We start from the raw sequence: 12,771 nt of genomic DNA on the forward strand, positions 1-12,771 counted from the left end.
GGGCAGGTCCCGCCCCGGGTGGGCGCGTTCACCCGCATGTGCCGGCCCCGGTGGCGGGCCCTTAAGTCCGGCTGGCGTTGAGGATGGCGGTGGCGATGTGCCGGGGTCTGACCCCCGGCAGGTCCAGCGCCTCCCGCTGTATGGTCCGGGAGATGGCCACCTCCAGCCCCTCCGGATCCAGGGGCAGCCCCTGCAGTGCCTGCGCGATGCGGTCCATGCCCGTCTCCGGGAATATGGTGAAGTCGCCGCTCAGGGACAGCTGCGCCACACGGCCGTCCCGGGACAGCAGCCGGGCGCGGACCAGGCCTCCGGGGGCCTTCTCCGCGCCATCGGCCAGGTGGGTCCCCTCGGCGATCTTGACCCCGTCCTCCACGAAGCGGCGGCCCTTCTGGTGGGTCCATTCCGGGTCCGCCAGGGTCCGCTCCTGTTCGGCGATGGCGGCCTCCTCGGCGGGGGTGGGGGCGTCCGGCACCGGCTCCACCCCCAGACGCTCCCGCAGGGCCTGCAGGAAAGTGGCGATGACCTGCCCCCGGGAGGGTGGGTGCTCCAGCTCCCGGGAGAGGGTGGTGATGTAGTCGTTCATGCCCTGGCGCAGCTTGTCGCGGAACTTCTCCGAGGGGACCCTGAGGCAACGGGCCATGGTGTCCACGTCGAAGTCGAACAGGAAGCTGCCCACCATGATGGTGGCCTGTCCCAGGGTGGCCGCGCCGGTGCCGCCGATTTTGCGCCCGTTCACCTGGATGTCGTTCACGGGACGGAAGTGGGCGTCCACCCCCAGACGCCGGTAGGTCTCCACCACCGGATCGGTGAAGTGGCCGTAGATCTCGGCGATGCGCCGGGGGGCGAGGTGCGCCGGGTAGATGAAGTGGAAGAAGAGCTGATGCCGGTCCAGATAGACGGCGCCGCCCCCCACGCGGCGGCGGATCACCGGCAGGCCCTGTTCCCGGCAGAAGGCCTCGTTCACCTCCTGGGCAATGTCCTGGTGCAGCCCCACGCAGACATAGGGATCCGAGGGGTTGAGTAGGGTGAGTACCGGATCATCGCCGGCGGCCAGGGCCCCGGCGATGCCGTGATACACCGCCTGGGAGCGGTGAGGGGGCTGGTGGTCCAGGTCCAGGATGCGCAGTCGCATGGTCTCTCCATGAGGGGGCTGCATGGCCGGCCCCCGGCGGGGCCGTTGCGGATCAGGACCTGCCCTGCTGGATGCGCAGACGCCACTCCCGGGGGCCGGTTTCGTGCACCGAGGTACCCTGGCTGTCCACCGCCACGGTCACGGGCATGTCCTTCACCTCGAATTCATAGATGGCTTCCATGCCCAGGTCCTCGAAGGCCAGTACCCGGGCGGAGCGGATGGCCCTGGACACCAGATAGGCGGCGCCGCCCACGGCCGTGAGGTAGACGGCTCCGTGGTCGCGGATGGCCGCCACCGCCTCCGGTCCGCGCTCGGCCTTGCCCACCATGCCCAGCAGGCCGGTGTCCTGCAGCATGCGGCGGGTGAACTTGTCCATGCGCGTGGAGGTGGTGGGACCGGCGGGGCCCATCACCTCGTCGCCCACCGGGTCCACCGGGCCCACGTAGTAGATGAAGCGGTTGTGGAAATCCACGGGCAGGGGTTCGCCCCGGTCCAGCATCTGTACCAGGCGCTTGTGGGCGGCGTCCCGCCCGGTGAGCAGGCGGCCGTTGAGCAGCAGCACCTCGCCGGGCTTCCAGGTGGCCACCTCCTCGGGGGTGACCCGGTCCAGATCCACGCGGCGCCCCTCTGCAGGATCATAGTCCAGGGCCGGCCAGTCCTCCAGGGCGGGGGGCACCAGGTCCGCCGGGCCGCTGCCGTCCAGCTCAAAGTGCACGTGGCGGGTGGCGGCGCAGTTGGGGATCAGGGCCACGGGCAGGGAGGCGGCGTGGGTGGGGTAGTCCAGGATCTTCACGTCCACCACGGTGGTGAGCCCGCCCACCCCCTGGGCGCCGATGCCCAGGGCGTTGACCTTGTCGTACAGCTCCAGGCGCAGCTCCTCCACCCGGTTGGCCGGGCCCCGCTCCCGCAGTTCGTGGATGTCCACCGGGGCCATGAGGGATTCCTTGGCCATGAGCATGGCCTTCTCCGGGGTGCCGCCGATGCCCAGACCCAGGATGCCCGGCGGGCACCAGCCGGCGCCCAGGCCGGGCAGGGTCTGGAGCACCCAGTCCACGATGGAGTCGGAGGGGTTGAGCATGGCCAGCTTGGCCTTGTTCTCGGAGCCGCCCCCCTTGGCGGCGCAGATCACCTCCAGGCGGTCGCCGGGCACCATCTCGGTGTGCACCACCGCCGGGGTGTTGTCCCGGGTGTTGCGCCGTGCCCCGGCGGGATCGGCCAGCACCGAGGCCCGCAGGGGGTTGTCGGGATGGGTGTAGGCGCGGCGCACCCCCTCGTCCACCATGGCCTGCAGGCTCATGTCCGCCTCCCAGCGCAGGTCCATGCCGATCTTGAGAAAGACCACGGCGATGCCGGTGTCCTGACAGAGGGGGCGGTGGCCCTGGGCGCACATGCGGGAATTGACCAGGATCTGGGCCAGGGCGTCCCGGGCCGCCGGCGAGGCCTCCTGCTCGTGGGCGCGCACCAGGGCCTGCACAAAATCCCTGGGGTGGTAATAGCTGATGAACTGGAAGGCGTCGGCGATGCTCTGGATCAGGTCTTCCTGGCGGATGACGGACATGGACGGACTCCGGAAAGAGAGAAGGGACTTGGGACAGCGGAGCCGGATCGCGGCGGCCCCGGCAAGCGGTGCATGTTACCCAGCAATGCGCGTCCAGGGCCATCCCCGGGCATCCCGGTGCATGCCTGGAGATTGATTCCTCGCAGATTGGGTCGATAGAGTAGGCCCACCAAAGGTTCCATCCATGTCCCGGGGGCATGATCATGGGCATCCATCGGCCGGAGCCGCCGCCGGCCCCGAAGACACCGGCCGGCCGCCGTCCGGCCCTCTCCCTGCGTTGGCTCATCGGTGTCCCCGTGGTGCTGGTCACGCTGCTGTCCGTGGGCATCGTCGCCGGGCTGGCCCTGTACCAGGGCCGCCTGGCGGTGGACGACATGGCCCGCCAGTTGCGCTCCGACGTCTTGTATCGGGTGGAGGATCAACTCACCCACTACCTGGAAGTTCCCCTGCGGGTGAACGCCCACAATGCCCGGGCCCTGCGCTCCGGCGTGCTGGATCTGGACGATCCCGGGACGGTGCAGCGCTATTTCCACAACGTGATCGAGACCCATCCCTCCCTGGCCTATGCCTTCTTCGGCACCGTGGAGGGGGAGTTCTACGGGGCCCGGCGCACGGCCGAGGGAAAGATCCAGGTGGTGCGCGCCGGCAGGACCACCGGCGGGGACTCCCACAACTTCTCCACCAATGCCCTGGGGGATGCCGTGGCTCTGCAGCAGGTCTACCCCGGGTATGACCCCCGTACCCGCCCCTGGTACCAGGCCGGCGTGGACCAGGGCGGCCCGATATGGACCCCCATCTACCGCCATTTCGTCCTCCATGACCTGGCCCTGACGGCGGTCCGGCCCTATTGGGATGAGCAGGGCCGGTTGCGGGGGGTGTTCGGGGTGGACCATGTCCTCACCCAGGTGCATGACTTTCTCGAATCCATCGACCTCAGCCCCCATGCCCGCATCTTCGTGCTGCAGCAGGACGGCCATCTGGTGGCCGCCTCCACGGCCCCCGAGGGGGGCTTTTTCCGCGAGGTGGAGGGCCGTTTCCAGCCCATCCGGGCGGTGGATTCCGGACTGCCGGCGGTGGAGGCTGCTGCTGAACTGCTGCGCCGGCGGCCCGGCGGGCTGGCGGCTGTGCGCGGGGAGGAACTGCTCAGTTTTTCCCTGGACGGGGAACCCCAGTATCTGCAATTGGAACCCTTTGCCCCGGCCCCCGGACTGGACTGGGTTCTGGCTGTGGTGGTGCCGGAACGGGACTTCATGGGGGGCATCCAGGCCCAGACCCGGCGCACCCTGGGGATCATCGCTGCCGTGGTCCTGCTGGCGGTGCTGCTGGGGGTGTGGATGGCGGGCCGTATCGCGGCCCCCATGGAACGTCTGGGGCAGGATGCGGATCGCCTGGCCCGGGGCGACTGGGAACGCCGTCCCCGCCATACCCTGATCCGTGAATACAATCAGCTGGACCGGGCCTTCCAGGCCATGGCGGCGCGGCTGCGGGAGCAGTTCCGGCGGTTGCAGGCCCAGTCCCGGGAGATCCGCGATCACAACCGCCAGCTGGAGCGGCGGGTGGCGGAGCGCACCGCCGAACTGGCCCGGGCCAGCAACCGCTTGCGGGCCTTCTTCGACAACATCCCCGGCTACATCGTCCTCATCGACCGGGACTACCGCATTGTCAGCGCCAGTCAGCAACTGCTGGCGGCCTTCGGGATCGATGACCCGGACCAGGCCATCAACCAGCCCTGTTACCGCCTGGCCTGGGAACAGGACCAGCCCTGTCAGCAGTGCGTGCTGCGGGAGTGTTTCAGGACGGGGCAGCCGGTGGTGCGCTATTCCACACCGGAGGAGGAGGCCCGGTTCAACGGCCGCTCCATGCAGATCTTCAACGGCCCCATCCTGGACGAACACGGCAACGTCATCGGTGGCATGGTGTACTACTCGGACATCACCGATCTGCGCACCATGGAACGGCAGCTCATCGCCGCCCGGGAGGTGGCCGAGGCGGCCAATCAGGCCAAGAGCGAGTTCCTGGCGCGCATGAGCCACGAGATCCGCACCCCCATGAACGCCATCCTGGGTCTGAGCGACCTGGTGCTGCTGGAGGAGGGGGTGCAGGGGCAGTCCCGGGAGTTCATGCAGATCATCCAGCACTCGGCCCGGCACCTGCTCACCGTGATCAACGACATCCTGGACCTGTCCAAGATCGAGGCGGGCCGCATGGAACTGGTGGAGGGGGATTTCGATCTGTACCGGGCCCTGGAGCAGGTGGTGGGCACCCTCACGGTGCCTGCGCGGGAGAAGGGCCTGTGGCTGCGCCTGGAGCGGGCCCCGGATCTGCCCCGTTATCTCTACGGGGATGCCCATCGCCTGGGACAGATCCTCATCAACCTGGTGGGTAACGCCGTCAAGTTCACCGCCACGGGCGGCGTGGAGATCCGTGTGGCCCATGCAGGAAGGGAGGGGGAGGCCGTGCGCCTGGAATTCGCGGTCCGGGACACGGGACAGGGGATCCCGGAAGACCGCCAGGAGGTCATCTTTGACACCTTCACCCAGGGGGACGGCTCGGCGGAGCGGCACCATGGTGGAACCGGTTTGGGGCTGGCCATCACCCGCCAGCTGGTGGAGAAGATGGGCGGGACGATCCGCGTGGAGAGCGTCCCGGGCCAGGGCAGCACCTTTCGTTTCAGCGCCCTGTTCCGCCCCGGCGACCCCCAGCGGGTGCCTGCCGCCGATGGCGGGCATGGCGCCGGTGCCGCCCTGGTGGGGCATACCCGCAGTTGGCGGGTGCTGCTGGTGGAGGATACCCCCGCCAATGTGGTGCTGGCGCGGCAGCTGCTCAAGCGCCTGGGGCACGAGATCACGGTGGCGGGGGACGCCCCCTCGGCCCTGGATCTGCTGGGGGAGGGGGGCTTCGATCTCGTGCTCATGGACGTGGAGATGCCGGGGATGAACGGGTTCGAGGCCACCCGCCGTATCCGCGCGGGCGAGGCCGGGGAGGATAACCGCCACCTGCCGGTGATCGGCGTGACCGCCCATGCCCTGAGCGAATACCGGGAGCGCGGCCTGGCGGCGGGCATGGATGACTATGTCTTCAAACCCATCAGCCTGGGGGAACTGGGCCGCACCATCGATCGCGTCATGGGGGAACGGGAGGCTGCCCGGGGGGTGGCGGGGCAATCCCCCGGGACGGACCGGTCCCCGGAACCCGACGTGGATCTGGTTCTGGTGCTGGGACGCCTGGGCGGGGACCATGAACTGCTGGTGGAGATGCTGCTCACCATCCTCCCGGAGTTGCCGGAGAAGCTGGAGGCCCTGGGGCAGACCCTGGAGGCGAGGGAGACCGCCCGGGCCATACGCATCGCCCATTCCCTCAAGGGGCATCTGGGGACCATCGGGGCGGTGGCGGCGGCCGCCTGCATGGAAGGGGTGGAAGGACGGCTGCGGGCCGGACAGCCGGGGGCAGCCGCAGAACAACTGGAGCAGCTCCCGGAGCGGTTGCAGCGGGCCTATGCCGCCCTCCCGTCCAGCCTGCGGGGCATCCTGGCCGGCCTGCCCGGGGACCACGTCGTGGTGCGCGAGGGTCTGGTACAGGTGGAGGCGCTGGTGCGGGAGTTGTCCATGGCGGATGCCTGACCCCCGGAATCGGCCTTTTCCCGTCCACTCGGAACGGGATAGAGTAGTCCCTCTTCCCCGCAAATCCCTTGGGTTGTTCAATTCAATATGCCGCGCCTTCTCCCCTGGATCGCCCTCGTGGTCCTCCTTGCGTTCACGGCATGGATGGCGTCGGCCGCGGCGGCCATGCCCGATCCCCTGGCCCGGGCCCTGGAACGCCACGGGGTGCCGCAGGCGGCGGTGAGCCTGTGGGTGCAGAAGCCGGGGGCGGCGCGGCCGGTGATGGCCCACCACCCGGATGTGCCCCGCAACCCGGCCTCCACCCTCAAGCTTGTGACCACCCTGGCGGCCCTGGAGGTGCTGGGGCCCGCCTACCGCTGGGAGACAGCGGTGTACACCCCGGACCCGGTGCAGGACGGGGTGCTGCAGGGGGATCTCTACCTGCGGGGCGGCGGCGATCCCTTCCTGGTGAGCGAGGAGGTGTGGAAGCTGGCCGGGGCCCTGTACCGCAGTGGCGTGCACCGCATCCGGGGCGACCTGGTGTTCGACCTGAGCCGCTTCCGCCTGCCGCCGGAGGACCCGGGGGCCTTCGACGGCCAGCCCTTTCGCGCCTATAACCAGCCGCCCCATCCCCTGCTGATGAACTTTAACGCCGTGCGCTTCGAACTGCATCCGCAGCCACAGGCGGGGACCGTGCGGGTGGCCGTGGATCCGCCCCTGGCCCATCTGCGGGTGGAGAACCAGTTGCGCCTGGAGGAGACCGGCTCCTGCACGGGGCCTGCGCGTCAGGTGCGCTACCGCGTGCCGACCCCCTCCAGCGTGCGCCTGGAGGGGGACGTGCCGGCTGCCTGCGGGGAATACAGCCTGCTGCGCACGGCCTCGGGGCCGGAACAATATGCCCACGGCCTGTTCCGGACCCTCTGGGCCCAGTGGGGCGGGGCGCTGGACGGGGGATGGCGGCTGGGCCGCGTGCCGGACCCGGAGGCCAAGCCCCTGCTGGTGCACCGTTCCCCGCCCCTGGGGGAGCTGGTGCGCCTGATCAACAAATACAGCAACAACGTCATGAGCCGTCAGCTGAACCTGACCCTGGGGCTGGAGGTGCACGGCGGTCCGGCCACCCCGGAAAAGGGGCACCGGGTGCTGCAGGACTTCCTGCTCGGGCGGGGCATCGGTCTGGAGGGCTTCGTGCTGGACAACGCCGCCGGCCTCTCCCGGGAGAACCGTCTCACCGCCCGGCAGCTGGCCGGGGTGCTGCAGGCGGGGTGGGAGAGCCCCTACCGCCCCGAGTACATCGCCTCCCTGGCCCTGGCGGGTATGGACGGCACCCTGCGCCGGCGCTTCGAGGACACCCCCCAGGCGGGGCGGATGCACCTGAAGACGGGCTACCTGCGGGGGGTGTCGGCGGTGGCCGGCTATGTGCGCACGGCAGGGGGCGGGGACCGCCTGGTGGTGCTCCTGATCCGCCATCCGGGATTGACCCACTGGCAGGGCGTGTCCATCCAGGATGCCTTCCTGACCTGGGTGCACGCCTCGGGGTGAACCTCCGCCGCCCTGGATGGACTCAAGATCCACAACTCCTGTCAGAATAGGGGGAGGAGGGGAGCGCGATCCCCTCCACGCAACCTGCCCACCGGAGGTCGATCATGATCGGCAATATCCAGAACTATTTCGAACACCTGGTCTACGACCGCATCCGCCAGGTGCTCGTCGAGCGGGGGGATGAGCTTGATACCGCCCATATGGACGATCTGGCCTGTGTGGCCCTGAACCGCCTGCCACCGCGCTACGTGCGCTTCTCCGTGGACCTGACCACCCGCCTCACCGACGAGGATTGGGAACTGATCAACCGCCAGGTGGCGGAGGCGGTGGACTACGCCCTGCGCACCACCCGCCGGCGCAGCGAACTGCGCATGGATGAGGTGGAATGACGCCATCGGAATCATCGCCGGTGGCATCGGCCTCCCGCGTGCGGCCGCTGTTCTCCCACCGTCCCTACTGGGCCGCCCGCTTCGGGGTGGCCCCCTTCCTGCCCATGTCCCGGGCGGAGATGGACGAGCTGGGCTGGGACAGCTGCGATGTGATCCTCATCACCGGCGACGCCTATGTGGATCACCCCAGCTTCGGCGTGGCCATCATCGGCCGGCTGCTGGAGGCCCACGGCTTTCGCGTGGGCATCATCGCCCAGCCGGACTGGCGCTCCGCCGAGGCCTTCACGGCCCTGGGGCCGCCGAACCTGTTCTTTGGCATCACCGCCGGCAACATGGACTCCATGGTGAACCGCTACACCGCCGACCGGCGCATCCGCCGCAACGACGCCTACAGCCCCGACGACGAGGGCGGGCGAAGGCCGGACCGGGCGGTGATCGTCTACAGCCAGCGGGCGCGGGAGGCCTACCGGGACGTACCTATCCTGCTGGGGGGCATCGAGGCCAGCCTGCGGCGGGTGGCCCACTACGACTACTGGTCCGACAAGGTGCGCCGCTCGGTGCTGCTGGACGCCAAGGCCGACCTGCTGCTCTACGGCAACGCCGAGCGCGCCCTGGTGGAGGCGGCCCACCGCATCGCCGCCGGGGAGCCGGTGCGGGACATCCGCGACCTGCGGGGTACGGCCTTCGCCCTGGAGCGGGTGCCCGAGGACTGGCACGAGCTGGACTCCACCTGCGTGGACCGTCCCGGGCCGGTGCCCCCCCACCGGGATCCGTATTGCGGGGACATCCCCGAGCAGTGCGGCCCCGGCCAGGCCGTGGCCTGGGCCCGGGACGGGGGCGCGCCGGGTCCGCGCCTGCAGCCCCGGCGCGGGGAGGCGCCGTCCCGGGCGCGCACGGTGATCCGCTTGCCGGACGCCGACACCGTCTGCGCAGACCCGGTGCTCTATGCCCATGCCGCCCGCCTGCTGCACCTGGAGACCAATCCCGGCAACGCCCGTGCCCTGGTCCAGGCCCATGCCGGGCGTGACCTGTGGGTCAATCCGCCGCCCATCCCCCTGACCACGGCGGAACTGGACACCCTGTTTGACCTGCCCTTCGCCCGCGCCCCCCACCCTGCCTATCGGGGCAGCCGCATCCCCGCCTGGGAGATGATCCGCTTCTCCGTGAACATCATGCGCGGCTGCTTCGGTGGCTGCAGCTTCTGCTCCATCACCGAGCACGAGGGGCGCATCATCCAGTCCCGCTCCGAGGATTCCGTGGTGAAGGAGGTGGACGAGATCCGGGACCGTGTCGAGGGCTTCACCGGCATCATCTCCGACCTGGGGGGCCCCACCGCCAACATGTACCGCATGGGCTGCCGGGACCCGGAGGTCCAGGCCCGCTGCCGGCGCCTGTCCTGTGTCTTCCCCCGCATCTGCCCCCGCCTGGACACGGATCACGGCCCGCTCATCCAGCTCTACCGGCGCATCCGCGGGCGGCCGGGCATCAAGAAGGTGCTCATCGCCTCCGGCGTGCGCTACGACCTGGCCATCCGTTCCAAGACCTATGTGCGTGAACTGGTGACCCACCACGTGGGCGGCTATCTGAAGATCGCCCCGGAGCACACCCAGCCCGGGCCGCTGGAGAAGATGATGAAGCCGGGGATGGATGCCTACGACCGCTTCAAGGCCCTGTTCGAGCACTACAGCCGCGAGGCGGGCAAGGAGCAGTACCTGGTGCCCTATTTCATCGCCGCCCACCCGGGCACCACCGACGCGGACATGCTGCAGCTGGCCCTGTGGCTCAAGGACAACGGCTTCCGGCCGGATCAGGTGCAGGGCTTCCTGCCGGGACCCATGGCCCTGGCCACCACCATGTACCACACCGGCCTGAACCCCCTGAAACCCATCCGGCGCCAGGGGGGCGAGCGGGTGCACGTGGCCCGCGGACTGCGCCAGCGGCGGCTGCACAAGGCCTTCCTGCGCTACCACGACCCGGAGAACTGGCCGCTGCTGCGCAAGGCCCTGCAGGACATGGGACGGGCGGATCTGATCGGCAACGGCAAGCGCCACCTGGTGCCCCGTTACCAGCCCGGGGGCACGGGCCGGGGCGGGGAGGGGCGGCGTGGCCCCGCCCCGGCCCGCAAGGGACGTCCTGGCGGCAATGTCCGCAAATCAGGCCGGCCCGCCGGGGGGCGCCCGCGCCGCTCCCGCTGAGGCCGTCGGGTCAGCGGCCGCTCTTGGGCCCCAGCAGCAGCCAGAGGATGAAGCCGATCAGCGGCACCAGGATCAGCAGCACGATCCACAGGACCTTGGTGCCGGTGCCGGCGCGGCTCTGCACCGTGCTGACGATGGCCCAGACGATGAGGATGAGAAACAACAGCCCGAAAAGGCCCGAGACCTCGATGCCCATGGGGGTTCCTTTTTCGTTTTGGTTGGTATACCGGAGGATGATCCATGCCGTATGTGAACATCAAGATCACCCGCGAGGGGGCCACAGCGGAGCAGAAGGCCGAGCTCATCCGCGGGGCCACGCAACTGCTGGTGGACGTGCTGGGCAAGGATCCGGCCACCACCGTGGTGGTGATCGACGAGGTGGACACCGACAACTGGGGCGTGGCGGGGGAGACCATCACCCTGCGCCGTGCCCGGAGCAAAGGGGCCTGAGGCGGCGTCTGGAGGGGGAGGTAGGACCGGTTTTCAATCGGTCAGGGTCACGGCCTCGCCGGTGAGCAGGCCATAGAGGGCCAGGTATTCCCCGGTGAGCTTGTGACCCGGGGCCAGGTGGATGAGGGGCTGGGCCACCTGATGGGACTCGCGCACCTTCACCGAGGCGGAGAGGTAGGCGGGCAGCACCGGCAGATCCTCCTGCACCAGCTCCTCCACCACCGCCCGGGGCAGGTTGGCGCCGGACTGGAAGTGGTTGACGATGATCCCCTCCACCATCAGGGCCTCGTTGTGGTCCTCCTGGATCTCGCGCACGTTGTCCAGGAGCTCGTACAGGGCACGGCGGGAGAAATCGTCGCAATCGAAGGGGATCAGGCAGCGGTCCGCGGCGATCAGGGCGGAACGGGTGAAAAAGTTCAGGGCCGGCGGGGTGTCCATGAAGACGGCGTCGTATTCCGCTTCCAGCCCCTGCAGGGCATCGCGCAGCTTGTAGATCTTGTAGCGCGACTCCAGCTTGGTCTGCAGGTTCTCCAGCTCCCGGTTGGCGGCCACGATGTGCAGCTGCTCGTAGGGCGTCTCCAGGGGGGTGATCCGGGCCGGCTTGCGGTTGCTGAAAAAGCCCACGGTGGCGCCGAAGAAGTCGGAGATGGTCTGCGGGCAGTGCTCCGCCTGTTCCCCCAGCAGGTAGTGGGTGGAGTTGCCCTGGGGGTCCAGGTCCACCACCAGGGTGCGCAGGCCCCGGGCGGCGCTGATGGCCGCCAGGTTGCAGGTGATGGTGGATTTGCCCACACCACCTTTCTGGTTGAAGATGACGCGTTTCATCAGACACCCCATGCCGGTCTTTTCGGCGGACCGCGGATCGCACCGCCGGTAAGCCGTGCAGTGTAGCCAAAGGGGACGGGGGCGGTCGAGCGCGCCGGGTCCTCAATCCTCCCCGGCCAGGGCCTTGCCCTCGCGGATCACCTGCGGGTCCAGGCGCCTCTCCAGGTCCCGCCACACGGCCTGGCCCATGGGATCGCCGGCGGAGGCGGAACGATGGGCCCATTTCACCGCCTGCACCGGGTCCGCCTCCACGCCGCGCCCCTCCAGGTACTGTTGCGCCAGCCAGGCCTGCATGGTGGGTTCGCCGCGGCGTGCCCCCAGGCGGGTGTAATAAAAGGCCTTGTCCGCATCGGCATCCACGGCGCCGATGCCCTGGATGTAGAGTTTGGCGAGGAAGTAATCGGCCTTGGGGGCGCCCTTGTCATGGGCATCCAGCAGCAGCCGTTCCGCCTCCAGGGTGCGCTGCGGGGCCCTGCCCCCCATGGCGTCGGCGATCCAGACCGAGGCCAGGGCCACCCGGGCGGGGGTGTAGCCGGCCCGGATGCCCCGCCGGAACCAGGCCTCGGCGGCGGCCTGGTCCGTCTTCAGGAGACGCCCGTCCAGGTGCATCCAGCCCAGGTGCAGGGTGTAGTGCAGTGCCCCCGCATCCACCGCCCGGGCGTACCAGGCCACGGCCCGGCCCGGGTCCTGTGCCACGCCGTGGCCGTGTTCATGGAACCAGCCCAGGTAGGCCATGGCCCGGGGGGAGCCCCGCTTCGCTGCCGCGGTGAACCAGCGCCGCGCCTGGGTGTAGTCCGGCGGGGTGGTCTCCAGATGGGCCCGGGCCTCCATCTCCAGTTGAGCCACGGGCTGCCCCGCGGCGGCCTCGGCGGACCAGGGGGTGGGCGCCGCCGCGGCCACCACCGGGGCCATCGCCAGGGCCACGAGGGTGCCCAGCAGCAGGAGCAGCACCGCAAACCCATGCATGGGGGTGCGCCGCATCGGCCGGGCGGGGGTGTCACCGAAATGGTCCTGGGCCATGCGGTGCACCGCGTCCGGGTCCACGTCCCCGGCCACCACCAGCAGGGCGTTGGAGGGGGTGTACCAG

Annotated in this window: 10 protein-coding genes; 5 read left to right on the top strand and 5 right to left on the bottom strand. The window is 69.7% G+C overall.

The features are described 5' to 3' along the window. Window positions 1-61: 61 nt before the first annotated feature. Both CKO33_RS08110 and CKO33_RS08115 read right to left on the bottom strand, forming a co-directional pair. Window positions 62-1,132, bottom strand: a complete 1,071-nt coding sequence (locus CKO33_RS08110; RefSeq protein ID WP_200181275.1) for a lipoate--protein ligase — start codon at window positions 1,130-1,132, stop codon at window positions 62-64. Between the two features lie 52 nt (window positions 1,133-1,184). Further along, window positions 1,185-2,690 carry a fumarate hydratase gene (locus CKO33_RS08115; protein WP_200181277.1) on the bottom strand — a complete coding sequence of 502 codons (1,506 nt, stop codon included), beginning with the start codon at window positions 2,688-2,690 and terminating at the stop codon, window positions 1,185-1,187. A 203-nt stretch (window positions 2,691-2,893) separates the two neighbouring features. On the opposite strand from CKO33_RS08115, the gene CKO33_RS08120 reads away from it, so the two are divergent. The 4 genes from CKO33_RS08120 to CKO33_RS08135 all read left to right on the top strand — a co-directional run bounded on the left by CKO33_RS08120 (window position 2,894) and on the right by CKO33_RS08135 (window position 10,412). Next, window positions 2,894-6,310 (top strand): ATP-binding protein, encoded by a 3,417-nt coding sequence (locus CKO33_RS08120; protein ID WP_200181279.1) that lies wholly within the window; start codon window positions 2,894-2,896, stop codon window positions 6,308-6,310. Between the two features lie 87 nt (window positions 6,311-6,397). Beyond that, the gene (dacB, locus tag CKO33_RS08125; protein WP_200181281.1) at window positions 6,398-7,828 is read left to right on the top strand and encodes a D-alanyl-D-alanine carboxypeptidase/D-alanyl-D-alanine endopeptidase; all 1,431 of its coding nucleotides are present in this window, start codon (window positions 6,398-6,400) and stop codon (window positions 7,826-7,828) included. Window positions 7,829-7,932: 104 nt separating this feature from the next. After that, window positions 7,933-8,217 (top strand): late competence development ComFB family protein, encoded by a 285-nt coding sequence (locus CKO33_RS08130; protein ID WP_200181283.1) that lies wholly within the window; start codon window positions 7,933-7,935, stop codon window positions 8,215-8,217. Then, a complete protein-coding gene (locus CKO33_RS08135; protein WP_200181285.1) occupies window positions 8,214-10,412 on the top strand; it encodes a YgiQ family radical SAM protein in 2,199 nt (732 codons plus the stop codon). Before CKO33_RS08130 ends, CKO33_RS08135 begins: the two co-directional genes overlap by 4 nt. A 10-nt stretch (window positions 10,413-10,422) precedes the next feature. Here CKO33_RS08135 and CKO33_RS08140 read toward each other — a convergent pair whose 3' ends face one another. Then, complete coding sequence (locus tag CKO33_RS08140) at window positions 10,423-10,608, bottom strand: PLD nuclease N-terminal domain-containing protein (RefSeq protein WP_200181287.1); 186 nt, start codon at window positions 10,606-10,608, stop codon at window positions 10,423-10,425. 44 nt (window positions 10,609-10,652) lie between these two features. Between CKO33_RS08140 and CKO33_RS08145 the strand changes: the two genes are divergently transcribed. Then, window positions 10,653-10,862: a 2-hydroxymuconate tautomerase family protein gene (locus tag CKO33_RS08145; protein ID WP_200181289.1), complete on the top strand. Its 210-nt coding sequence runs from the start codon at window positions 10,653-10,655 to the stop codon at window positions 10,860-10,862. A gap of 33 nt (window positions 10,863-10,895) precedes the next feature. Here CKO33_RS08145 and CKO33_RS08150 read toward each other — a convergent pair whose 3' ends face one another. Together CKO33_RS08150 and CKO33_RS08155 are read right to left on the bottom strand one after the other, a co-directional pair. After that, window positions 10,896-11,684, bottom strand: coding sequence for a ParA family protein (locus tag CKO33_RS08150; RefSeq protein WP_200181291.1), 789 nt, complete (start codon window positions 11,682-11,684; stop codon window positions 10,896-10,898). 102 nt (window positions 11,685-11,786) lie between these two features. Continuing rightward, window positions 11,787-12,771 (bottom strand): tetratricopeptide repeat protein (locus CKO33_RS08155; RefSeq protein ID WP_242472540.1); only part of this gene is annotated, 985 nt, incomplete at its 5' end.

Origin of the sequence: Ectothiorhodospira mobilis, from assembly GCF_016584115.1 — a bacterium.
In the GTDB taxonomy this organism is placed as follows: domain Bacteria; phylum Pseudomonadota; class Gammaproteobacteria; order Ectothiorhodospirales; family Ectothiorhodospiraceae; genus Ectothiorhodospira; species Ectothiorhodospira mobilis.